General features: G+C 57.3%; 23 protein-coding genes. 18 read left to right on the forward strand and 5 right to left on the reverse strand.

Annotation, left to right across the window (positions count from 1 at the left end; translation table 11 throughout):
• Window positions 1-459: 459 nt before the first annotated feature.
• Complete coding sequence (locus KQP88_RS08960) at window positions 460-2,568, forward strand: TonB-dependent siderophore receptor (protein WP_216705918.1); 2,109 nt, start codon at window positions 460-462, stop codon at window positions 2,566-2,568.
• Window positions 2,569-2,786: 218 nt separating this feature from the next.
• Here KQP88_RS08960 and chrA read toward each other — a convergent pair whose 3' ends face one another.
• Window positions 2,787-3,992 carry a chromate efflux transporter gene (chrA, locus tag KQP88_RS08965; RefSeq protein WP_216705422.1) on the reverse strand — a complete coding sequence of 402 codons (1,206 nt, stop codon included), beginning with the start codon at window positions 3,990-3,992 and terminating at the stop codon, window positions 2,787-2,789.
• 257 nt (window positions 3,993-4,249) lie between these two features.
• On the opposite strand from chrA, the gene KQP88_RS08970 reads away from it, so the two are divergent.
• The 7 genes from KQP88_RS08970 to KQP88_RS09000 all read left to right on the forward strand — a co-directional run bounded on the left by KQP88_RS08970 (window position 4,250) and on the right by KQP88_RS09000 (window position 11,382).
• On the forward strand, window positions 4,250-5,872 hold the full coding sequence (locus KQP88_RS08970) for a methyl-accepting chemotaxis protein (RefSeq protein WP_407681832.1): 1,623 nt from the start codon (window positions 4,250-4,252) through the stop codon (window positions 5,870-5,872).
• A gap of 249 nt (window positions 5,873-6,121) precedes the next feature.
• Window positions 6,122-6,790, forward strand: coding sequence for a GntR family transcriptional regulator (locus KQP88_RS08975; protein ID WP_200993154.1), 669 nt, complete (start codon window positions 6,122-6,124; stop codon window positions 6,788-6,790).
• Between the two features lie 87 nt (window positions 6,791-6,877).
• The gene (locus tag KQP88_RS08980; protein ID WP_216705423.1) at window positions 6,878-7,684 is read left to right on the forward strand and encodes an ABC transporter substrate-binding protein; all 807 of its coding nucleotides are present in this window, start codon (window positions 6,878-6,880) and stop codon (window positions 7,682-7,684) included.
• Window positions 7,685-7,695: 11 nt separating this feature from the next.
• Window positions 7,696-8,466, forward strand: a complete 771-nt coding sequence (locus KQP88_RS08985; protein WP_200993152.1) for an amino acid ABC transporter permease — start codon at window positions 7,696-7,698, stop codon at window positions 8,464-8,466.
• A 1-nt stretch (window position 8,467) separates the two neighbouring features.
• Window positions 8,468-9,265: an amino acid ABC transporter ATP-binding protein gene (locus tag KQP88_RS08990; RefSeq protein ID WP_200993151.1), complete on the forward strand. Its 798-nt coding sequence runs from the start codon at window positions 8,468-8,470 to the stop codon at window positions 9,263-9,265.
• Entirely contained in the window at window positions 9,259-10,869 is a 1,611-nt protein-coding gene (locus KQP88_RS08995) for a gamma-glutamyltransferase family protein (RefSeq protein ID WP_216705424.1), read from the forward strand. Before KQP88_RS08990 ends, KQP88_RS08995 begins: the two co-directional genes overlap by 7 nt.
• A gap of 291 nt (window positions 10,870-11,160) precedes the next feature.
• Window positions 11,161-11,382 (forward strand): hypothetical protein, encoded by a 222-nt coding sequence (locus KQP88_RS09000; RefSeq protein WP_216705425.1) that lies wholly within the window; start codon window positions 11,161-11,163, stop codon window positions 11,380-11,382.
• Between the two features lie 196 nt (window positions 11,383-11,578).
• Here KQP88_RS09000 and solA read toward each other — a convergent pair whose 3' ends face one another.
• The 4 genes from solA to KQP88_RS09020 form a co-directional block, all read right to left on the reverse strand.
• The gene (gene solA, locus KQP88_RS09005) at window positions 11,579-12,754 is read right to left on the reverse strand and encodes an N-methyl-L-tryptophan oxidase (RefSeq protein WP_216705426.1); all 1,176 of its coding nucleotides are present in this window, start codon (window positions 12,752-12,754) and stop codon (window positions 11,579-11,581) included.
• A 379-nt stretch (window positions 12,755-13,133) separates the two neighbouring features.
• A complete protein-coding gene (locus tag KQP88_RS09010; RefSeq protein ID WP_216705427.1) occupies window positions 13,134-13,820 on the reverse strand; it encodes an amino acid ABC transporter permease in 687 nt (228 codons plus the stop codon).
• 2 nt (window positions 13,821-13,822) lie between these two features.
• Window positions 13,823-14,551 (reverse strand): amino acid ABC transporter permease, encoded by a 729-nt coding sequence (locus KQP88_RS09015; protein ID WP_122322012.1) that lies wholly within the window; start codon window positions 14,549-14,551, stop codon window positions 13,823-13,825.
• 79 nt (window positions 14,552-14,630) lie between these two features.
• Window positions 14,631-15,437 (reverse strand): ABC transporter substrate-binding protein, encoded by an 807-nt coding sequence (locus tag KQP88_RS09020; RefSeq protein ID WP_025259524.1) that lies wholly within the window; start codon window positions 15,435-15,437, stop codon window positions 14,631-14,633.
• A 552-nt stretch (window positions 15,438-15,989) separates the two neighbouring features.
• Between KQP88_RS09020 and KQP88_RS09025 the strand changes: the two genes are divergently transcribed.
• The 10 genes from KQP88_RS09025 to sctC all read left to right on the forward strand — a co-directional run bounded on the left by KQP88_RS09025 (window position 15,990) and on the right by sctC (window position 23,342).
• Window positions 15,990-16,913: a sigma 54-interacting transcriptional regulator gene (locus tag KQP88_RS09025; protein WP_200993145.1), complete on the forward strand. Its 924-nt coding sequence runs from the start codon at window positions 15,990-15,992 to the stop codon at window positions 16,911-16,913.
• Between the two features lie 117 nt (window positions 16,914-17,030).
• Window positions 17,031-17,237: a hypothetical protein gene (locus tag KQP88_RS09030; RefSeq protein ID WP_025259526.1), complete on the forward strand. Its 207-nt coding sequence runs from the start codon at window positions 17,031-17,033 to the stop codon at window positions 17,235-17,237.
• 69 nt (window positions 17,238-17,306) lie between these two features.
• The gene (locus KQP88_RS09035; RefSeq protein ID WP_095067708.1) at window positions 17,307-18,275 is read left to right on the forward strand and encodes a DNA-binding protein; all 969 of its coding nucleotides are present in this window, start codon (window positions 17,307-17,309) and stop codon (window positions 18,273-18,275) included.
• A 35-nt stretch (window positions 18,276-18,310) separates the two neighbouring features.
• Entirely contained in the window at window positions 18,311-18,679 is a 369-nt protein-coding gene (locus KQP88_RS09040) for an EscI/YscI/HrpB family type III secretion system inner rod protein (RefSeq protein WP_025259528.1), read from the forward strand.
• Between the two features lie 10 nt (window positions 18,680-18,689).
• Window positions 18,690-19,475 carry a type III secretion system inner membrane ring lipoprotein SctJ gene (gene sctJ / locus KQP88_RS09045; protein ID WP_122322010.1) on the forward strand — a complete coding sequence of 262 codons (786 nt, stop codon included), beginning with the start codon at window positions 18,690-18,692 and terminating at the stop codon, window positions 19,473-19,475.
• A complete protein-coding gene (locus KQP88_RS09050; RefSeq protein ID WP_216705428.1) occupies window positions 19,472-20,095 on the forward strand; it encodes a hypothetical protein in 624 nt (207 codons plus the stop codon). Before sctJ ends, KQP88_RS09050 begins: the two co-directional genes overlap by 4 nt.
• The gene (gene sctL, locus KQP88_RS09055; protein ID WP_216705429.1) at window positions 20,061-20,639 is read left to right on the forward strand and encodes a type III secretion system stator protein SctL; all 579 of its coding nucleotides are present in this window, start codon (window positions 20,061-20,063) and stop codon (window positions 20,637-20,639) included. The genes KQP88_RS09050 and sctL overlap by 35 nt, the downstream gene beginning before the upstream one ends.
• Window positions 20,640-20,709: 70 nt before the next feature.
• Window positions 20,710-20,931 (forward strand): serine kinase, encoded by a 222-nt coding sequence (locus KQP88_RS09060; protein ID WP_025259532.1) that lies wholly within the window; start codon window positions 20,710-20,712, stop codon window positions 20,929-20,931.
• Window positions 20,918-21,331 carry a type III secretion system chaperone gene (locus KQP88_RS09065; protein ID WP_216705430.1) on the forward strand — a complete coding sequence of 138 codons (414 nt, stop codon included), beginning with the start codon at window positions 20,918-20,920 and terminating at the stop codon, window positions 21,329-21,331. The genes KQP88_RS09060 and KQP88_RS09065 overlap by 14 nt, the downstream gene beginning before the upstream one ends.
• 58 nt (window positions 21,332-21,389) lie before the next feature.
• The gene (sctC, locus tag KQP88_RS09070; protein ID WP_236249878.1) at window positions 21,390-23,342 is read left to right on the forward strand and encodes a type III secretion system outer membrane ring subunit SctC; all 1,953 of its coding nucleotides are present in this window, start codon (window positions 21,390-21,392) and stop codon (window positions 23,340-23,342) included.
• Window positions 23,343-23,608: the final 266 nt, after the last annotated feature.

Below are 23,608 nucleotides of genomic sequence, written 5' to 3' on the forward strand. Positions count from 1 at the left end.
GGCGACTTTGACGCGGGTTAGCAGACCGGGGCAACCTACAAATCCGGCGCACTCGAAAGTGCCCCACGCAAAGCCGCCATAAGCGGTGCTTGCGCGTTGTATGTCACCCACAGGCTGCTAAACCCGATCACTGATATTCAGCGACGACCGCAGCCTAGAGCCCGAAATCACCTCGCGCAAGGCCTCGGGATTTTCTCGGAAACTTCATGCGGAGGAAAGGGAAAAGGGTGTCGGACTGGACGGTGGAAAACGGGTTTTTCGTTAGCGGACGTAAAAAATCGCGCATGATTTTTCGGCCATTCACGCAATGCGCCGGGCAATCCCCAATCCTGCTCACCATCCCCGGTAGCCACCCTAAAAAATATTTTCAAAAAAAAGGTGAGGTAACCACATCTGCCAACCGTGTAGGTAAATGGGAATTATTCCTTTTACTATGTCGGAGTCATTTACGTGGCCAATATGCTTTTCCGCCTGAACGCTTCTGTTCTTCTCTGTACTGCGTTGCCTTGCCTTGCGATGGCCGCCGAGTCTGCCACTGAGCTTCCTGCCAGTGTCATTGAGTCTACTTCCGACCAGGAAAGCTATACGCGCACAGATACCTCCACGGCGAGCAAGGGAACCACGCAGATACGGGACGAGGCGCAAAGCGTCAACACGGTTGCCGCCCAGACTCTCGATGACTATCAGGTCAAGGATCTTATCGATGCCATGCGCTTTGTCAGCGGCGTCACTCAGACCAACACCCTGGGTGGCACCAAGGATGCGTTGATCAAGCGCGGGTTTGGCAGTAACGATGACAACTCGATCATGCGCGACGGGATTCGCTCGGCCATTGGCCGTAACCTGGGGGCAACCACCGATCATGTGGAGGTGCTCAAGGGGCCGGCTTCGTTGATGTACGGCGCGCTGGAGCCCGGTGGGCTTATCAACGTCATCAGCAAGCAGCCGCAGTTCAGCCGCAGCACGACGCTGACCGGCTCTGCTTTCAGCGAGGGCGGTGGTTCGTTCGGTCTGGACACGACCGGCCCGCTGGGCGATACCGGCCTGGCTTATCGTTTGATCGCTGAGCGCGGTCACGAAGATTACTGGCGTAACTATGGCGTTGACGAGCACACGCTCATTGCGCCGTCGATTGCCTGGGTGGGCGAGCGGGCGAGTGTTTCCCTGGCCTATACCTACAACGATTACTCCAGCCCGTTCGATCGCGGCACGGTGTTCGTCAATGGTCGTCCGGCAGACATCAGTTATCGCGATCGTCTGGATGAGCGCTGGGCCAAGACGGTGGGCATAAGCCAGAGCACGACCGCGAAGTTCGAGTACCAACTCAATGACGCATGGCGCAGCCGGCTGACTTATGGCTGGACTCAGGATCGCTACAGCCTGGCGATAGCCCAGCCGAATGCGCTGACCGGCAATAACCTGCGCCGGATCGCCAACGGCGGGCATTATGATTACGAAAGCCGTTATACCGCTCTGGATCTGATGGGCGACCAGCAGTTGTTCGGTCAGCGGCACGAGATCACGGTCGGCGTGGATAACGAATCGCTGGATAAATACCGTGGCAAAACCTACCGCAATGCCAACACCGCCGCAGGCAACCTCAATATCCAGAACCCGGTATATGGCAACCTGGCGGAGCCTGCGACCATCAGTGCTGCGCAGAGCAATGCGGAAAATAACCTCGTCACCACTTCGGTGTATTTCAAGGACAACTGGCACCTCAATGATCGCTGGATTCTGGTCTTCGGTGGTCGTCAGGAGCACTGGGATCAATACAGCGATCAGGGGCTGGGCAGTTCCTATGCGCCAGGTGCCGATTCAAATGGCGATAAATTCATTCCCTTCGGCGGGATCGTCTATCAGCCGACCGAGACCGTCGCGCTCTATGCCAACTACAGTCGTTCGTTCGTGCCCAACGATGCCGATGATGCGGGTAACAGCTTCAAGCCTACCGAAGGTCGCAGCTACGAAGTGGGGATCAAATACACCCCTGTCCAGGCACTCAACGTGAATCTGGCGGTGTACGACATCGTCAAGAAAAACCTGGTCAACAGCGTCCTGCAGAGCAACGGCGACAGCCTCGACGAGGCCGTGGGCAAGGCGGGCTCCCGCGGTATCGAACTGGATGTGACCGGTGAGTTGTCCGAGAACTGGAGCATGATCGGCACCTATGCCTACAACCGCACCAAGGTGCTGAAGAACCAGGAGTCGCCAGAGCAAGAGGGCAATCGCCTGCCGAATGCGCCCATGCACACTGCCAGCCTGTACCTGACTCACCACCTCGCGCTGCCGGCTGAAACCGGCAAGTGGCATGTCGGTGCCGGTGCCCGATATGTAGGGGAGCGTCCGGGGGATAATGCCAACAGTTTCTGGATGGACAGCTACACCGTGGCCGATGCCTTTGTGCGCTGGGATCTGCCGACCCATGACTACAAGACCAGTCTGCAACTGAACATCGACAACCTGTTCAACAAGGAATACTACCCGGCCACAACCGGCAGCAGCTCGCTCCAGGTGGAAGAGGGCGCATTACGTACCGCCCGTGTGACGGCCAGCGTTACGTTCTGATGATATAGGCGGGCGCTTGCTATCAATGAAGCGCCTTCACAGTTTTTTTACATTGGGGCAGGTAATGTCGTAACTGCTCCTGAGAGAACTTTAAGCCCGCTCCCCCCCATCGCGGGCTTTTCTTTGTCTGGAATTTGGCATACGGTACGGGATGTCGTGTGGATCAGTGTCGATAGTCGGTGATCTGCAAGCAAAATCACTCCGCCAAAAGTCTTCGCTCACAGCGCCATACTCATTAACCCTCCCACCACACCGCTGCCTGTCACCACCAGCCATGGCGGTAGTTTCCAGAACATCAAGGCAACCAGCGCAACGAGGGCCAGAGCAAAGTCCTGCGGTGTGAGAATGGCGCTCGTCCATACCGGCTGGTAGAGAGCGGCCAGCAACAGACCGACCACCGCTGCATTGATGCCTGCCAGCGCTGCTTGCGTTCGGGGGCTACGGCGCAAGTGCTCCCAGAATGGCAAGGCTCCCATTACCAACAGGAAGGAGGGGGCAAAGATTGCCAACAGGGCGATCAGCCCGCCAGTCCAGCCGTTGGGTGCCTGGTTCAGTGAGGCTCCGAGAAACGCTGCAAAGGTGAACAACGGTCCCGGGATGGCCTGCACGGCACCGTAGCCCGCCAGGAATGTATCGTTATCGACCTTGCCTGACAGCACGACTTCGGCCTGCAACAGCGGCAACACCACATGTCCGCCTCCGAACACCAGTGAGCCGGTGCGGTAGAAGGCATCGATCAGTGAAAGTATCGGGTTCGGGAACAGGGCTGACAGCAATGGCAGACTCACGAGCAGGGCAATGAACAGCGTCAGCCAGAGCAGACCTGCACGGGGTCTGATGGGCATCGGCAATGGATCATGCGCTTCTCCTTGCGAAGGCTTGAACAGCAGCAGGCCAGTGATCGCTGCAGCGAAGATAACCCCCATCTGTCCCCAGGCTGTCGGCACCAGAAGCACCAGGCATGTGGCCACTGTCATGAGGGTGATGCGCGCAACGTCGCTACAGAGGTTGCGCGCCATCCCCCATACAGCTTGCGCGACGACTGCCACGGCCACCACTTTCAAGCCATGCAGTACACCGGCGGGCATTGCATTGCCGTAAGTCGCAATGCCTGTTGCAAACAGGATCATGGCAATGGCCGAAGGCAAGGTGAATCCCAACCAGGCAGCCAGCGCTCCGGTATATCCGCTACGGAACAGTCCCAGTGCCATTCCGGCCTGACTGCTCGCAGGACCTGGCAGACACTGGCACAGAGCAATCAGATCGGCGTAGCTGCGTTCGCTCAACCATTGTCGGCGTACCACGAACTCATCCCGGAAATACCCCAGATGGGCGATCGGGCCACCAAAAGAGGTCAGGCCCAGGCGCAGGAAAATCAGAAAAACAGCCCAGGGGCCAGTGTCGCTCTTGATACTGTCGGTCATGAGTGCTTCCGGGTATGTGACAGCGCTGTGGATTGCCAGCCAGGGTATTTCTCCTGCATCGAGGCTGTCATTCCCATGGTGCTGTCGCCAGTGGAGTCTGTTCAAGGTAGACGTTTCAAGATTCTGTTTTTAACGGTTTTTTACTTTTTTGCTGAATATGGAATTGCCGTCTACCGTTGATCCGACACCCTTCAAGGAAAAAAACGCTACGCCGATCAGTTAAAAACACCCCCCTCGCTGTGGAGTACCCCGCAATGATGCGACGTCTTAACCTGGCCCCCCGTTCCGCCCTGTGCTTTGGCTTTTTCTGCCTGATGTTATTGCTTCAGGGAGGGTTGTTCATGCGCCAGGCCGAGAAGCTCAATGAGGCAGAGAAACATGTTGAAACAAATGTGCTGCCCAGCGTCAAGCTGCTCGGCTCGCTGGATCGCGAGTTCGTCAGCCTGCGGGGTAACAATGCTCGCCTGCGCAACCCTGTGGAACCACAGGAACGCAAGACCAAGGCGGCCAGCGATATTCAGCAGTCCCGTCAGTTGATCAGTGAATACAGCGATGCTCTTGGCAAGCTGATTGTCACGACTGAAGGTCAAAAAGCCTTCAGTGAGCTCAAGCAAGCCATTACCGGCTATAACGCCATCCAGGATCGTTACCTGTCGGAGGCAGCAGCAGGCAATCTCGAAGCTGCGGTCAAGACCTCCAATACGGACATGAAAGCCGCTGCCGACCTGACCGAGGCTTCGCTGCAGAAGCTGATCGGCGTGAACGACACAAAAGCCAAGCGTGCGGGTGAGAAGGCTGACGCTGCTTACCATGGCACGGTGGTGATGGTGATTCTGTTCGTGGTGCTGGGCGCGACAGGCACTGTGCTGCTGGCCTGGCTGTATACCCGCAGCCTTACCGTACCTATCGGCGATGCACTGGAGATTGCCCGGCGTATCGCAGCCAATGACTTGACCCAGCCCATCAAGCAAGAGGGCACCGATGAAGCGGCGCGACTGGTCGGTTCGCTGGCCGCCATGCAGTCCAATCTGCGTGGGGCTCTGGCCACCATCCTGGACTCGGCGTCCCAATTGGCTTCGACTTCCGAAGAAATGCATGTCGTGACCGAAGACGCCTCGCGCACCACCCAGCGCCAGAGTAACGAAATCGAAATGGCCGCAACCGCGGTCACTGAAATGAGTGCTGCGGTTGATGAGGTCGCCAGCAACGCTGCGGCGGCCTCGACGTCGGCGGCGCAGTCCACCAAGGCGGCGCTGGATGGCCGCGCTCAGGTGGATGAAACGGTCGCCGCGATCAACCTGATGGTGGCCAAGGTGGGAGATACCTCCGCCGAGGTGCGCGGGCTGGCGACCATGGCCACGGATATCAGCAAGGTGCTGGACGTCATTCGTGCCATCGCCGAGCAGACCAACCTCCTGGCACTCAATGCTGCCATCGAAGCGGCACGTGCTGGCGAAGCCGGTCGTGGATTTGCCGTGGTGGCCGATGAGGTGAGGGCGCTGGCGCATCGCACCCAGCAATCGACCCGTGAAATCGAGCAGATGGTCAGTTCTATCCAGACCGGTACTCATCAGGCGGTGACGGCCATGGAGCAGACCAGCCATCAGGCCCACAACACGCTGGAACTGGCCAATGGTGCCGGGCAGGCACTGCTGGCTATTACCGACTCCATCGGCCAGATCAACGAGCGCAATCTGATGATTGCCACCGCCGCCGAAGAGCAGGCTCAGGTGGCGCGAGAGGTCGATAGAAGCCTGGTCAGCATTCGTGACCTGTCGGCTCAGACTTCCGAGGGCGCGAACCAGACGACAATCGCCACTGCAGAGCTGTCCAAGCTGGCGACAAACCTGAGTCGCATCACCAAGCAATTCCAGGTCTAGGATCTGCAAAGCCGTCCGGTCGTGGGACCGGGCGGCATCAGGTCATTCAAGGCCTCAATGTTGTGCGCATCAGCCTGTATTCGCTCCAATACGTATCACTTCTCGCCACACCGGTTTTTCCCTCGATCCCCATCTTCTTCGTAACGGTTTGATTCCCTTCATTAAAAAATGACAGGTGAGGACTTGGCTCGCTCTTTGCTTTTTTGCATTTATGGATAATTGGATACATTTATGCAAAAGGTGACAGGCATGCAGAGCGTACCCACCTATGTGGAGCGTCAGCCGGTTACGGCCGAAGAGGAGGCTTACAACTTCCTGTTGAATGCGATCTGTTCGGGTCGTTATCGCAAGGGTGATCGTCTGATAGCCGAAGACATTGCCAGTGAAATCGGGACCAGCCGGATGCCGGTACGCGAGGCGTTTCGGCGTCTGGATGCTCAGGGGCTGGTCACGTTGCGCCCCAACCGCGGCGCTGTTGTCAGCGGCCTGGATATTGAGCAGATGAACGAAGTGTTCGAGATGCGCGCGGCGCTGGAAGGTCTGGCGGTGCGGGTGGCGGTGAGCAGGATCAATGATCGGCAGATCACGATTCTGGAACGGCTTCTTGATGACATGGATGATTTTCGCGACGACCCCGGACACTGGATCGCCCGCCATCGCGCATTCCATGAATACCTGTGCAGCCTCAGCGAACGGCCGCGGCTGATGAAGCAGATTTTCTCCCTGTACTCATTGATCGAGGCCCCCATGCGCCTGTGGCTGGAGCACGGTGAAAAGCCGCTCAGTGGCCGCCAGGAACATGCACAGATTCTTGATGCCGTTCGCGCTCGCGATGCCGAGGCCGCTGAACGTGTGATTCGCCAGCACATTGAAGGGACGCTGCCGGCGCTGACGTTGTTTCTCCGATCCGAGCCATAAGAATAAAGCGGGCACTCCGATTGAGAGCTGCCCCATGACACCTCGTTGAATGCTGCCCTCCCATCACAGCAAAACGGAGTTTTCACCATGCGTAAGCAATGCGCTCTTGTTGTCGCAGTTTACTTCGGTCTCGCTTCCCATCTGGCGATGGCTGAACCGACCGTTCCTCAACGTCTGCAATCGGTTGAAAAACTGACCTACTGTTCGGGCATGGATTCGCCGCCTCTGGTTGCATTCGACGAGGCGCAGAAGCCCAGGGGGCTGGCGGTGGATCTGGGGCTGGAAATAGCCAGGCGACTGGGCAACAAGAAGGTGGAGTGGCGTGTCATTCCGTTTTCCGGGCTGGTGCCTGCGTTGCTCGCCAGCCAGTGCGACATGATCGTCGATCAGCTGTTTGACAAGCCTGAGCGTCGTCAGGTCATCGACATCGTCAACTATATGTACTCCAGCCAGTCCGTCGTCGTACCCAAGGGCAATCCCAATGGGATCTCGGCCGTGTCGGATCTCTCCGGTCACAAGGTCGCCGTGCTCAATGGTTCGACCATCAAGACGCTGCTCGATACTGAGAACGACAGCCTGACGAAGGCGGGCAAGCCGCCCATGAAGCTGGTCGTCTACAACTCCGATACCGATGCTTTCCAGGCGCTGCGCATCAGCCAGGTGGATGCCTATGGCACCACAGTGGAGACCGCCGGTTACTACGCATCGATGGCGCCTGACCTGTTTCAGGAAGGTGTTCCGGCATTTGCCAGGATCCTGACCGGGCTGGGCATCCGCAAGGATGATCCGCAACTCACTGCTGCCGTCGAGCAGATCATCAAGGACATGCGCACTGATGGCAGCTACAGCAAGCTGCTTGCCAAATGGCATGTCGACAGCGACAAGCTGGACTGAGGGGCGGCGCAATGAACTTCAACTGGGACGTGTTCTGGCAATACCTCTTGCAACCTAGTGACGTGTATCTCAATGCGCTGTGGCTTACCTGCGTCATCAGTGTTCTGGCGATGGCAATGGGCTGTGTACTGGGGCTGCTCGCGGCCCTCATGCGTCTCTCCGGGAATCCGCTGCTGCAATACCCTGTGCGGTTTTATGTGTGGCTGATGCGCGGTACACCTCTGCTGGTGCAGATCGTATTCCTGTACACGGCTCTGGCTGCCGGCGGGATATTCCGGTTTCAGGACATTGATCTGGGATGGTTCGTACTGCCGGGCAATATTCAGGCGGCGATCATTGCGCTGGCGTTGAATGAAGGGGCCTATATGGCTGAAATCATTCGCTCGGGCATCGGTGCAATCGACAAGGGCCAGTACGAAGCGGGCCGTTCCCTGGGGATGACGTTTGGCAAGCTGATGCGGCGCATCGTGCTGCCTCAGGCATTTCGCGTCATCGTCCCGCCGATTGGCAACGAGTTCAACGTCATGCTCAAGAACACCACCCTCGTGAGTGTGATTGGCGTGCAGGAACTGCTGCTCAGTACCCAGATGATCACCTCGGCCACTTTCAGGGTTTTTGAGCTGTACCTGGTGGTTGCCATTTACTTCCTGCTGCTGACCACCCTCTGGGGCTTTTTCCAGAGCTGGCTGGAAAGACGTTTCGGTCAGTCGGACCGGCCGAAAGCGGCAGCATCAAAACGGATGTTCGGCAGCAGTACATCCAGGTTGTTGAGGGGGCGTTGAGATGACGAAAACCAGCAAAGACTTCGTGATCGAGGCCATGGACATCCACAAGTCGTTCGGGGATCTGGAGATTCTCAAGGGGATTTCCCTGCAGGTGGCGCGGGGTGAGGTGGTGGTGCTGATCGGAGCTTCCGGTTCTGGGAAGACCACGTTCATCCGCTGCATCAATCTTCTGGAAGAAATCCAGAGTGGCCGGATCCGCGTCAATGGCGAGCCCATGGGCTACCACGAGGGCAAGGATGGCAGCCTGATACGTGACAGCGAGCGCAACATCGCCCGGCAGCGCCGCAATATCGGCATGGTCTTTCAGCGTTTCAATCTGTTTCCGCACATGACGGCCCTGGAAAACATTATCGAAGCGCCTGTTCAGGTACTGGGTGTAAAACGTGCCGAGGCCATTGAACAGGCCCGGCAATTGCTGGCGCGCGTAGGGCTGGCGGACAAGGCGGATCACTATCCTTCGATGTTGTCCGGCGGGCAACAGCAGCGGGTGGCGATTGCCCGGACGCTGGCCATGAAACCCCAGGCGATTCTGTTCGATGAGCCCACCAGTGCTCTGGACCCCGAGACGGTAGGGGAAGTCTTGCAAGTCATGAAGGAACTGGCCGAGGAGGGCATGACCATGGTGGTTGTCACCCATGAAATGGGGTTTGCACGGGAAGTGGCGGATCGAGTCGTGGTGCTCGATCAGGGAGAGCTCATCGAGCAAGGCCCGCCTTCACAGATATTCAGCAAGCCGACTCATCCACGTACCAGGGCCTTTTTGAGCCGGGTTTTGCCGGAGGCACTCTTATGCTGACGTTTTCCGCTCATCAATATCCTTATGCATCCCAGCGCCAGAGTGTCTTTGCACGCCGTGGCATGGTTGCCGCTTCCCAGCCGCTGGCTGCCGAGGCAGGTATCGAAATCATGCGTAAGGGGGGCAACGCCATTGATGCCGCCATTGCCACGGCAGCGGCCTTGACGGTGGTCGAGCCCACTGGATGTGGTATCGGTGGTGATGCGTTTGCTCTGGTCTGGGTCAAAGGCCAGTTGCATGGGCTCGATGCCAGTGGTCATGCACCCGCGGCTTTGAACATCGATGCCGTCAAGTCGGCCGGCCACACGGAAATGCCTTTGTATGGCTGGACGCCAGTGACCGTATCCGGTTGCCCGTCGGCCTGGGCCGAACTGTCGACCCGGTTCGGGCGCTTGCCCTTTGCCGATCTGCTGCAACCGGCTATCAGTCTCGCCGAGGAAGGCTTTCCGGTTTCTCCTGTGGTCGCTCATCAATGGCAGATCGCATTCGAGCAATTCTCCGCCAGACGTGAGCCTGCCATGCAGGCATGGTTCGATACTTTCCTGATCGATGGCAGAACGCCGAAGGCAGGTGAGATATTCTGTAACCCCGCCCAGGCCCGGACCTTGAGCGAGCTGGCGGCGACCCGTTGCGAAAGCTTTTACCGAGGCGAAATCGCCCGCCGACTCGATGCCCGGTCACATGCTGACGGTGGCTACCTTCGCCTGACGGACCTGCAGAGCTATCGTCCCCGTTGGGTCGAGCCCATCAGCGTCAATTATCGCGGCTATGACGTCTGGGAAATTCCACCCAGCGGTCAGGGCCTGATCGCACTCATGACCCTGCAAATCCTTCAAGGGTTCGAGTTCGATCACCGGGACAGCCAGCAAACCTGGCACCGCCAGATCGAAGCCCTGAAACTCGCCTACAGTGACGGACTGCACTACATCACCGATCCCGAGTACATGCGCGTGGCGGTTGCCGATCTGTTGAGCGAAGGCTATGCGCAAAAGCGGCGCGAGCTGATCGACGAAAAAGCCATTGCACCGACACCGGGGGATCCGCATTCCAGCGGCACCGTCTACCTGGCAACGGCAGACGCCGAGGGCAATATGGTGTCGTTTATCCAGAGCAACTACCACGGCTTCGGGTCCGGCATCGTGCTGCCCGACAGTGGTATCGCGCTGCAGAACCGTGGCCAGGAATTCAGCCTGGACCCCGGGCATTCTAATGCTCTGGCACCCGGCAAACAGACGTTGCACACGATCATTCCGGGATTTCTGACCAGAGAGGGTCAGCCCATCGGGCCGTTCGGGGTCATGGGCGGATACATGCAGCCCCAGGGGCATGTGCAGATGGTGATGAACCTGGTGGATTTTGGCCTCAACCCGCAATCGGCGCTCGATGCGCCACGCTGGCAATGGCTGGGCGGCATGAAAGTGGGCGTTGAGCCCGCAGCCTCCCGTGATCTGGCTCTGTCGCTGGCCAGGAGAGGGCATGAGATCGAGATTGCCTGCGACCTGGTTGATTATGGTCGTGGCCAGATCATCGTGCGCGATCCTGATACCGGTGTGTTGTGTGGCGGGACGGAACCACGCGCCGACTCGCATATTGCGGTCTGGTAAGGGCTGGCTTCCCGTAGTTGGCAGGCGCCGGATTTGTTGTATCAGATCAGACTGATCGGCATCATTCTGGTCGCTTGCCACATATGCCGGGTTATTTTTAACCCGATTGGCCAGCTTTTCACGATTCAATAATGCTCTGCTGTTTCCTGCTTTTGCAAAGTTGGCAGTCGAGCTGGCGATGCGCCTTCATCCTTGCTGACCCAATCGAGCATCCTTTCTGTTCGGCAGTAGAGTATTTATTCAAAGAATGACTTTGTCTTGGGATCCTATAATTCTGAACGCTTCAGGAAAGTGGCTGTCAAAGGCGCGCTCAAATCTCCTCTTTTAGCAGATGCCTCAACAGCCCTCGGTGATGCATTGCCGAAAAACTCTGCACGAAAACCTGACCAGATTGTCCGTTTTTGGCGCGATTCTGATGGCTTCATGCTCATTTTTCGTTTTGTCCGGCTTTTGTCCGAGCAGGTGTTGATTAAATGGGTGACAGCAATAAGCGCCAATTTAAGTAATAACTAATGCTCAACTGTTGTCAGGGTTGAGAAGGGGAGGTGGATTTATGGTGTCTGACTTTTGGTCGTCAGCTTTTTGTTATCAGCTTCAATAATTATTAACTTTATCTGGAACGTTTCCGTTTGCTTTTGTTTAAGTAAGCCTGCCGGCAAGGCTGCAAGTTTTATCGACTTGCATCACTCGGCAACAGGCCATTGAGTTTTTATTCTTCCAGATTGAAACGCTTCAACGAAAACGCCGACAAGTCCACATCACTCTTTCCATGAATACACTGTTGGGCCAGTGCCTGCCCAAGTCCGGCGGAATGTTTGAAGCCGTGTCCCGAGCAGGCGGATACAACGGTCACGTTTTTAAGGCGTGGGTGTTCATCGATGATGAAGTGGTAATCCGGTGTCACCGTGTAGGCGCATACGGAGGATCTGACGACCCTGGAGGTCAGTCCGGCTATCTTGCCGCTGACCTGGGTCCTGAACATGTCCTGTTCTTCTGCTGCCGTGATAGTCCGCTCCAGGGTTTCTGGTTGCGAGACGTCGACGTATTGCTCGGTGGCCATCTTCATGCTGCCTTCGCCAGCCAGCGGCGGGAAGCCGTAGTTGATATCCACCTCGCCCGGCCCGTGGGTGAGGATGAAGCTGGGTGAGACGGGCGCGAAGACCGCCTGGTCTTCCAGTTCAAACCAGAACAGCTTTTGCCGGCAGACCCTCAGTAATCGATCAAAAGGCGCTCCGAGCAGGTCGGCAGACCACATGCCAGCGCTGACGATCACCTTGTTGGCCAGGATCGAGCCTTTATCGGTCGTAATGCGCACGCCTTCGCCATGAGTCTGCAAGTGAGTGACGGTTTCGTCTGTCAGGACTTTGGCTCCATGGGCTTTGGCCAGCTGGAGTTGCACGGCAATGCAGCGCTCTGGCCGCACATAACCACCGGCGGGCTCGAAGTAGCCGATGGCGCTATCCAGTACCGGCGCAAACTGCGGGAATCGCTGGCGAATGGAGGGTGCCGACAGCACTTCGTGCTCCACGCCATAGGCTTGAGCCAGCTGGATGGTCTTGTGGGTGAAGTCCTGCGGGTCTTGCGGGTCGTAAGCCGGATGGGAGCTCATCACCAGCACGCCGCACTGCTCGAACAGAGACTCGCCGGACAGCGCCTCCAGATCGCGCCATATGGCGTGAGAGTTGCGCACCAGCGGCAGATATTGTGGGCCTTCACCGACGGAAAGGCGGGTGATGCGCGTATCACCGTGGCTGGAGCCATCAGTATGTGGCGGGTTGTGGCGATCCACGCCAATGGCATTGACCCCGGCTTTGGCCAATTGATAAAGGGTTGCCGCGCCCATGGCTCCCAGGCCCAGAACTGCCACTTCGCACCGTTGTTCCATCTGCAGGCCGCCTCGAAAAAGCGCTTATTTCAGAGAACCAGTGCATTTGAGGCAACAGTCAAAAAGGCATAAGCACAGGCCTGAACTGCATAGTCTTGTCGAATCGGTGGGTAAGGGGAGGGCGTGCAAAAAACTTCACACCGTCGATGATTTTTGACTTGCGCTCCCCTGTGTTTTTCAGGTTCGGATTTTTTGAAAAGTTGTCCACGGAAAACGTGGGTATGTCTGTGGGTAACTTTTTGTAAGCCACGTTCTACGTGGCCTGTGGCTGTGTGGTTATTTTATGAACAGCTCATGAAATGTACCTGTCCCGTGACCTTTGGAGGGCTGAAAATGGATCCTGAATTCGCGAATAAGCGCACAGAATCCGATTATTTTTTCAGCTTTTTTTCGCGCTTCCGGCGCCCGTGAGTCGATTGGCCATCAGGTCCAGTGCCGAGCAGATGATGAAGTACACCAGAGCGATGAACAGGAAAATCTCCGTGGGATACACCATGACCCGGTTGCTGACCTGTGTGGCCACGAACGACAGCTCACCGACGCCGATCACATAGGCCAGCGAGGTATCTTTTATCAGGGAGATCCATTGATTGAGGAACGAAGGCAGCATGATCGGCAGTGCCTGGGGCAGGATGATCAGGCGCAGTACTTGCCACGGGCTCATGCCCAGCGCCTTGGCGGCCGCCCATTGGCCTGAAGACAGGCTGAGGATGCCCGAGTGGACGGAGTGCGCCAGGTAGGCGCCACCAATCAGCGAGAGGGCGCAGACCACGGTGAACAAGGCCGGGACATCGATCTTGAACAGGATCGGCAGCAGGAAGTAGGTCCAGAAAATCAGCATCACCACCGGAATGGCGCGAAAGAAACCCAGCACGCCCAGCAATACCCAGCGTGTCCGGCCGCGCACCAGCACCAGAGCCACCCCCAGCACCAGGCCCAATGCGGCGGCCAGAATGCCTGACAGCAAGCTTAGGATCAGCGTCAGTGCCGCACCGCCCAATGGCCCGTCCGGGTACGCGCCCACCATTAGGTAGGCGAAGTTGTCGCTTATGACTGAAAAGTCCATGGTCAGGCCGCTCCCTGGCGATAACGCTTGCTGTGCTGGATCATCTGGCCGATGGCTTCGATCAGAGCGATGCTCACGATATACAGCAAGGTCGCGATACCGAAGGCCTGGAAAGCCTTGAAGGTTTCGGTTTCGACCTGACGCGAGGCATAGGACAGTTCGGCCAGGCCGATGGCCATGGTCAGCGACGAGTTTTTCAGCACATTCATGTATTGCCCCAGCAATGGCCCAAGCGCCGTGCGCACGGCCTGAGGCAGCACGACATAACGCCAGACCTGCGCGGGGCGAAGCCCCAGAGCCTGTCCGGCAATACGCTGCTGGGTGCGTACCGACGCGACACCGGCACGAAACTCTTCGGCAATGAACGCACTGCTATAGAGCATCAGGCCCCAGAAACCGGCAAGGAACTCGAATGACGGCCATTCGATCAGCAGGCCGGCCAGGTTCACTTCGTGAGGCATGTTCAGCCAGCTGACCAGCGCTTCGGGCAACAGGGCGCTGACCCCGAAGTACCAGAAGAACAACTGCACCAGCAGAGGCGTATTGCGAAACAGCGACAGATAGCCCCGTGCAGGCCAGGACCAGAGACGCGAAGAGGAAATCCGTGCCAGGCAGACAAGGAAGCCAAGCGCTGTGGCGCTCAGGCAGACCAGGATCGACAGGCCTAGCGTGAGCAGAAATCCATCGAACAACAAATGCAGGTATTGCGGGCCCAGCAGTTCACCGAACATCAGATGCAACATCCATCCAGAATTGAAAGAGCCCGCCGGGTTGTCCGCAGCGGGCTACCGAGAAACGGGTCGCTCGGGATCAGCTCTTGTCACCGATCTTGAACAGACGGGCCAGAGGTGTCGGGGTGTTCGGGCCGAACCAGGTGTCATAGATCTTCTGTGCCTGCCCCTTGGATTCCAGCTCTACCAGCGTCTGGTTGACGAACTCGGTCAGTGCGGTTTCGCCTTTCGGAATTCCGACTCCGATCAGGTCATTGGAAATGGTGAAGGGCGGGACTTCGTATTTGTCCTTGTCCGGCACATTGGCCAGCAGACCGATCAGTTTTGGACCGTCTTGAGTGATGGCCTGCACGTTACCGTTGCGCAATGCGGTAAAGGCAAAAGGCGTATCATCGTAGGCAATGACTTTTGCGCCGGGGAATTTCTCGCGCAGCACGCCTTCGTTGACGGTGCCCTTGTCGACGCCCACACGCCATTTGTTCAGGTCATCCTGATTCTTGAGCGTGCCTTTCTTGACGATGAACTGCTGGCCCGAGGAAAAGTAGGGGATGCTGAAGTTCACCTGCTCGGCCCGTTCCGGGGTGATGGTGAAATTGGCCAGAACCAGATCGACCTTGTTGGCGACCAATAGCGGCACCCGGTTTGCAGGGTTTGTGGGTTGCAATTGCAGCTTCACACCCAGTTTGTCGGCGATGGCCTTGGCGTAATCCACATCCAGGCCCTCTATTTGCTTGCTTTTTGCATCTACAAAACCGAACGGCGGATTGCTGTCGAAAGCAGCGACCCTCAAGACACCGGATTTTTTGATGTCTTCCAGGCGGTCGGCGTGAGCCAGACCCGAGAGCACGGCGAGGGACAGGGCAGTAATGGCAGTCAATTTTTTCATGAGTTCTCAACACTTTATGGATGATTCTGGTGACGAGTGTTGCAGCTCACGGATGATCTTAAAAAGAATATAAAGGAATCTTGTAATTCTTTTTTGGAATATTAAGGTGCATGTGCTCCTTTTCATGCAGGGAGCGTCACAGGGCGCTTCTGCGTGCAGTTGTTAGACGCGCAGGACATGTATATGAATCAAGGCGAAAGATGTGCCAGAAATATACGACGGTTTTATTACGCGTTCGGAAAACCGAATAAGAATGCACTTTCCCTACCATAAACGGCCGGGCTCTTAAACGACTTGCAAAGTTGCAAATTCGCCTCGGTGCAATGATGCTTTCGTCTCGGTTTTTACATGCTGTCTGCCATCCCGGTGTCTTTACCAAGAAATCAATGGTTTTAATAGAAAATCAAAACGAGATAATTGCTGGACGTTAATTTAAAGTACCCGTTTCGCGGCGCAGGTCGTCGACAGAGTGTCGAGATTCGTCTGCGAGGGTATTCCTGACATTCGGCGGAAGTGTTTATCATCGCAAGGAGATGGATGGATGAGGGCTTTATGAATACTGACTCTTCGCAGATGGAGCATGAGGTCCTCGATATCTTTGGCACGCTGCAGTCGTTTATCCGCAAGGCGGCTCCGCTCAATGTCGACATGGTGCTGGAGGGGGAGACGGGCACCGGCAAGGACACCCTGGCACGACGCATTCACCAGCTGTCGGGTCGCGAAGGCCCTCTGGTCGCACTCAACTGTGCTGCCGTGCCCGAGCAACTTGCCGAGAGTGAGCTTTTCGGGGTCATGGCGGGGGCATACACCGGCGCATCCAAGTCGCGGGCAGGCTATATAGAAGCGTCCCACAACGGGACGCTCTATCTGGATGAAATCGACAGCATGCCGTTGCTGCTCCAGGCCAAGCTGCTGCGTGTGCTGGAAATGCGCGGAATAGAGCGCTTGGGCTCGACACGTTTCGTGTCCCTGAACCTGCGTGTGATCGTCGCGACACAGACACCGCTGGAAAAACTGGTAGAGGAGGGCAAGTTTCGGCGAGATCTGTTTTTTCGCCTGAACGTCATCAAGATCCAGTTGCCTACCCTGCGTTCGCGCCTTGACCATCTTCCTTCGTTGTTCGAGCGCTTCGTCATGGAGACGGCTCAAAAACACCATCAGCCGATTCCCCAGCGCGACCCTGCCGTGCTCAATCGCCTGCTCAGCCACCGCTGGCCCGGCAATATCCGCGAGCTTAAATGTGCAGCCGAGCGTTTCGTGCTGGGCATGTCACCGCTGGGCACCGACGAAGATCCGCACCTGGAAGGCAATGTTCCTCTCAAGGGTTATCTTCGCCAGTTCGAAAAGGCTCTCATCCAGGATTGTCTGTCGCGTCATCCCAAGTGTATCGAGTCCGTGATCAGTGAACTGGGCATTCCCCGACGCACCCTTTATCACCGCATGAAAAGCCTCAGTATCAACTCGCCGGAGCCGTAGTTTTTTATTTACTTCCTCATTCGTGCGTTCGCATGGAACCGCTTCTGAAAATCGACCACTCAATGTTCGAACACCAATTCGGTGTCCAAACCATCTCGATGATCAGGAGTAATAACTATGGCTGGTACCGCTTCCCTCGGCGCTTCGATGTCCGCAATGACCCTGATGGACTCTACTGCTGCTGCAACCACAATGATGAACGCCGAAGCACAATCGAACAAAATGCAGACAGATACCATCAACGGTATCGCCAGCGCCTACCAGGATTCTGCCACCAAGGCGCAGAACGCTGCTCAGCAAACCGGTAAGGCGATCAACTACTAAGTGGTTGCCGCGCCCTCTTGGTTCACCCCAGGAGGGCTTCAACCTGTTCGGTTTCCAAGGAGTAAATCCATGATTCCTTCTTCTTCGTTAGGCGCTGCGCAAGGCACCACTTTCCAGAGCTCCTTCGCAAGTACGCAAATGTCTACCATGCAGTCCGACCCTAACGGAAGTGCTGGCAAGATCGCTTCATTGCTGGGTGATTCGCTGTTTGAAAAGTCGGGCAGCGGCGCCAACATCCGTAACACTGACAATCCGTTGCTTGGCATGGTTGCCGATTACATGGATCGCAATCCTGACGAGTTCGGAAAACCGCACGACGCCAATGGCAAGGTCAATGGCTGGCGCGACGAGCTGTCGGAAGACAAGTACCTCAACAGTAAGGAGAAAGAATCCTTCACTAAAGGTCTTGAAGGTCTGATCAACGAATTCCTCAGTGGCGGCTCCAAAGGCCAGAACGTCTCTGGCGGTTCGGGTTTCGGTACGGGGAACTCGGGTTTCAATACTGGCAACAATACCGGCACCCATTCCTCGTCGGGCTGTGGCGGTTCGGCAGCCAGCAACGGAGCTTCCGGTGGTGGCCTTCAGGAACTGCTGGCCGCATTGCTGGGCAGCCTGGGCGAGGAAAAACTCGACAACCTGCTGACGCCCAATACTGCCCCGAATGCCAAAAGCGGCCAGATGAGCTTCAACTTCGAGGACAAAGACGTTCTCAAGGAAGTCTCGCGCTTCATGGACATGCATCCGGAAGAGTTCGGAAAACCGGACGGCAAGTCGAAGGACTGGATGGGGGAGCTCTCCGAGGGCGACAACGTCATGTCCAAGGCTGAAGGCGAGCAGTTCCAGAAAGCCATCAACATGATCAAGGGCGAAATCAAGGACAGTGCTCAGGGCAATTCGCTGGGCGGCCTGTTTCCCAATGCGGAACAGAATTTCCAGAACGGTGGCGCCGGCAACACCTTGAAGACCGATGCGAGCATCGCGGCGGGCAACGTTCTGTCCGTTCTTGTTCAGCAAAGCGTCACCGACTATCGCGGTTGATCTGTAAACCTTCGTCTTGGCAGGAGAAAGCAAACATGGCCGTTACTCGCGTATCAACTCATCACACTGGCCTCTTCGAGACAGAGGTGACATCGCCACCGTCTGGTCCTACTCCTGCCGAGGCGGACATTGCCTGGTTCAATGCCGCCATGCGCTCTGCAGATCCCAAGCCTGCCAGCGATTCGCAAATGCTGGTATCGCCGATTTCCAAGGCATCGACCGCTTACCAGAAAGAGTCGGAAAGGGTTGATCGAGACCTGCAGCGAGCCGCTCGCTCGAGCGATCCGAAAATGGCAATGGATGCCAACCGTTCCCTGTCTTCCTTTTATCTGGAAAGCCTGCTCAGCGCCAAGCTGGTGAGCAAGGCGGCCCAGACTGTGGAAAAACTGACCAGTCTGCAATAAGGCCCCGACTATGCACCCCAAGGCAATCAGGCTGGCCATCCTTATGCTTTTGGCGTTAATGATGGCTGGTTGCGGCGACCGTATGGAGCTGCATCGCGATCTGACCGAGCAGGATGCCAACGAAGTGTTGGCAGAACTTGCGGGTAAAAACATTGACGCGCAAAAACGCCTGGACAAGGGTGGAGTCGCAGTCCTGGTTTCCACGCAGGATATTTCCCGGGCCGTGCGGGTGCTTGAGGCTGTAGGCCTGCCTCGCCGGTCACGCTCGACGCTGGGGGAAGTGTTTCGCAAGGAGGGTGTGATTTCCTCTCCCATGGAAGAACGGGCGCGCTATATCTACGCCTTGTCTCAGGAGCTGGAGCAGACCCTGTCGCAGATCGATGGTGTCGTGGTTGCCAGGGTGCATGTCGTGCTGCCCGAGCGTATCGCGCCGGGGGAGCCGGTTCAGCCGGCCTCGGCTGCGGTGTTCATCAAATACCGCAATGATCTTGAGCCCGACAGCATATTGCCGCGCATCCGCCGCATGGTTGCCAGCAGTATTCCAGGCATGGCCAATGCGGACGAGAAAAAGCTGGCAGTGGTGTTCGTTCCTTCCCAGGGTTATCAGGAGTCGGTGCCGATGGTCAGTGTCGGGCCGTTCACCATGACGCGCGACCGCCTGGAGTTCTGGCAGTGGATGGCGGTGCTCTGTACGTTCGGGATCGCCCTGATGCTGGCTGGCCTGTGGGCACTCAACCCGCAATGGCGACAACGCTTCATGCCGCGGCCTGCTGTAGCGGCGGAACCGCCGAAATGAAAGTGAGCGAGCCGCAGGCGCTGGTCTGGGTATGTTGGTGGACCCAGGGCTGGCGCCAGGCCCATGACAGTTGGCAACTCCACGATTCGGCAGGCATGAGCGCCTCAACCTTGAGGCTGCTGGGGCAGGTCGATGACGCAATGGTCGACCGCTACCTGGGCATGACTTCGACCCTGCCGCCTGCACCCGATGCCCTGTTGTTGCCCTTGCTGGATCTGAACGATGAGCAATGGGCGCTGGCACTCGAACTCTGTGTGGGGATCTGTGCCGGCAGTCGCCTGCCGCGCCCCGATAGCCTGGACGAGCCGGCCTGGCTCTGGTGTCGACGGTTGGGCAGGGCCTTGCAGCCCGGGCACTGGCTGCCTGAACACTGGGACGCCCGACAGCCTCGGGTGGCGGGCCTGAGCCTGTTGAAGGCGTGGGTCGGTGACCGGCTCTGGCAGCGACTGAGGGTCAAGTTCGCTCGCGATGCCGTGGATCAGGCCGAATGCCTGTCATTGGATGACATACCCAAAGCCAGATTGTGTGCCTTGTGGCAGGCCGTGGGTGGGTACGTTTTGAGCAACAGCATCGAGGAAAGTCCGCATGTTGACCAGTCGCAGTCTGACGCTTACCAGTAACCGATCCACGGTTAACGAGCCGCTTCTGCGCCGGGAAGTTCTTGAGCAGAGCCTGCTGGCAGAAGAACTGCTGGAAGATGCCCGTGCCCGTGCCCGGGAAATCCTTGAAACTGCCGAGGCTGAGGCCGAGGCGTTGCGTCGGCGCTGCGAAGAAGAAACCCGTGCCGAGGTCTGGCAGCAGGCCCAGTCATTGCTCGATGATCTGAGCGAGCAACGGGAGCAGACACTGGCAACGATTGTCGAGGCGGCAGAAGATCTGGTTCAGCAGGCATTGCAGCTTGTGCTGGGCGAATTGTCGGACGGCCAGAAAGTCGGCGCAGTCCTGCGGCAACTGACCTCGGCCAGCCCCAACGAAGAGTCGGCCTTGATCTATTGCCATCCCGACCAGATACCGCTGCTTGCCCAAAGCCTGGAAGAGCAGGGGCAACTGGGCTGGACGTTGCGAGGTGATCCGAATCTTGACCTCGATGCCATCAGCCTGCGCACCGAACATGGGGACTTCAGCCTGAGCTGGAGCGCCCTGCAGCGTCATCTCTGGCCTTGATCGGAATATTCTGGAACCAAACTCCTGCGCTTGCCACTCAGTCATGAGTTCCCGAACCAGGAGTATCACCATGCTTTCTTCCGATGCACTCAGACGCCGTCTCGACAACAACTTCGAAAACACTCAAAAGGATCTGGACTCGGCTGCACTGAGTCTGGACGCCTTCTCCCCGGATGATTGGCACGCCTTCAACTCGGCTATCCGGCAGTCCTCGACCGCCAGCTGGGCTGTGAACCAGGAGATTGTGGTCAAGCACAACCTCGCCAAGGCAATCATCAATGAAATCCGCTGATCTGAGCGTTGCTGTCGAGCGTTGGCTCGACAGCAACGAACCTGTCTTGCTGTTGCAAGTCGATCAGCAGCCGTTAAGCATTAAACGCAGCAATGCAGGGCTGATTTATCTCGCACCGCTGAGCGCGGCATGGCGCGGTGGCGATGATGGGCTCGAGGCCGCATTGCGCCTTTCCGGCCCCAGCATCAGACGCTTTTGCGGGGCGCTGGCACTGGATCCCGAAACCAGTCACTTGTGCCTTGTGCAATACCAGAAGTTTCAGAGTACGGCATTGGTCATTCATGACATTGAAGAGCTGGTCAACCAGCGCGATGTCTGGGAATCGATGCTTGAACCCAGGAAGGTGACCCCGCCAAGGCAATTCATGCGGCCTATGGCACTGAGAGGCTCTTATGTTTAAGCAATGCTTGAAACGACTGTGCTGTCTTGCACTGCTGTGCATGCAGGCAGAGGTTGCCATGGCCGCGGTACCTGAAGAGTGGCGCCAGTCTGCTTATGCCTACGAGGCAGCCCAGACTCCCTTGAGCACCGTGCTGAAGGATTTTGCCAGCTCCTATGGCGTGGGCCTGGAGATGAATGGCGTCAGCGGTGTGGTGGATGCAAAGATTCGCGCGGGCAATGCCCAGGAGTTCCTGGATCGCATGGCCCTGGAACATCAATTTCAATGGTTCCTGTACAACGGCAAGTTGTACGTGAGCCCACAGTCGGGGCAAGTTTCGCAACGGCTGGAAGTGTCTTCCGATGCCGCCCCCGACCTGAAGCAGGCGCTGACCGACATCGGCCTGCTGGACAAGCGTTTCGGCTGGGGTGAACTGCCGGATGAGGGCGTGGTGCTGGTCAGTGGTCCCGCTCGCTATATCGAGCTGATCCGCGGTTTCAGCAAGGAAAAGGTCAAGGCCGAAGAGAAGCAGCAGGTCATGATGTTTTCGTTGCGCTATGCCGCCGTGGCCGATCGCGATATCCACTATCGGGAGCAGAGCATCACCATTCCCGGTGTCGCGACACTGCTCGACGGCTTGCTGGACAGCAAGCAGGTCGTACCGCCTTCACCCCAGGACCCGATGGCCAATATCCAGGCCTTGCAGGGCATGGCGGATATCGGCCGCAACAAGATCATCAACCTGGCCACCGAACGTACCGCTTCACGTGACAAGCCCAAGGCCGGCAAGACCTCCAGTAATCGCAAGGTGGTCGCCGATGTGCGCAACAATGCGGTGCTGATCTATGACAACCCGGAAAAGCGCGACATGTATCAGCAGTTGATCCAGCAACTGGATCAACCGAGCAATCTGGTGGAAATCGACGCAATCATTCTGGACATCGATCGTACTCAACTGAGCGCTCTGGAGTCTCGCTGGTCGGCACGTGCCGGCTCGGTAAACTTTGGCAGCTCACTCCTGACCGGTGGTTCGGCCACGCTTTCCATCAGTGATTTCGATCGCTTCTTTGCCGACATCCAGGCACTGGAAGGGCAGGGTGTGGCATCCGTGATCGCCAGGCCTTCGGTGCTGACCCTTGAAAACCAGCCTGCCGTGATCGATTTCAGCCGCACCGCGTATATCACGGCCACCGGTGAGCGGGTCGCCAACGTGCAATCGGTCACTGCCGGGACCAGCCTGCAAGTTATCCCTCGCACCATTGCCGGTGCGCAGCCCAACCGCTTCCAGTTGATCATCGACATCGAGGACGGCCAGCTCGATCGCTCCCGCGACGGCGAAACCCCGGATGTGAAGCGAGGCACGGTCAGCACCCAGGCGGTCATCAGCGAAAACCGTTCGTTGGTGATTGGCGGATTTCATGTCGATGAAACCGGCCAGCGCCATGACAAGGTGCCACTGCTGGGGGACCTGCCTGTTCTGGGGCCGCTGTTCACGTCCAAGCGCCAGGAGGTTTCACGACGCGAGCGTCTGTTCATCCTCACGCCAAGGCTGATTGGCGACCAGATCGATCCGGCGCGCTACATCGCTACTGAAAACCGTCCACAACTGGACAAGGCACTGGCCCTCAGTGGCTCGCCCAACAGTCGCGAGCGCAAGAAAATAGCCATCTCCAACGCCTTTGCCGACCTGGTCAAGGGACGCATCCCGAGTGATGTTAAAGAGGCATCTTCTGGTGTGCGTCTGGGGGACCTGTGTAGAGTGGGGAGCGGGCTTTCGATTGATCCTGCGCGGGGTCAATGGTTTGGCGGTAATGGCTTCGATATTGCTGTTGGCGTCGTTCGTAATAACAGCAGCAAGGCTCAGGATTTCTCTCTGGCATCCTGCTCCGGGGGTCGTACACTTGCTGTAACAATGTTGCCTGCCGGGCGCCTTCAGCCAGGTCAATCAACTGAAGTGTTTGTGGCAACCCGGCCGGTGGCGACGATTGCGACACCTGCCAGTCCTGCCAGAGTATCAATACTGCCGCCTTGAAACCTATGGGATGGAGAACGGTTTCAGGCACAGTGACATCTATTGTTTAAATAGCGACACAACCCATTAACACAGTACTTTTCAGGGCCGAATTCAGTACAGTCCGTTTGTAGGGAGAATCCGAAATGAAGTTGTTACATGCAGGTGCCTTATTTATTGTTACTCTCTTGTTGAGTGCTTGTGCGACAATGCAATCATCTTGTTCTGCCAGTGAATGCCAGCAAGTTGACGCCAATAGTTCCGGCCTTAAAGTTTGGTGGTCTCCT

The organism is Pseudomonas lijiangensis (genome assembly GCF_018968705.1).
Classification (GTDB): domain Bacteria; phylum Pseudomonadota; class Gammaproteobacteria; order Pseudomonadales; family Pseudomonadaceae; genus Aquipseudomonas; species Aquipseudomonas lijiangensis.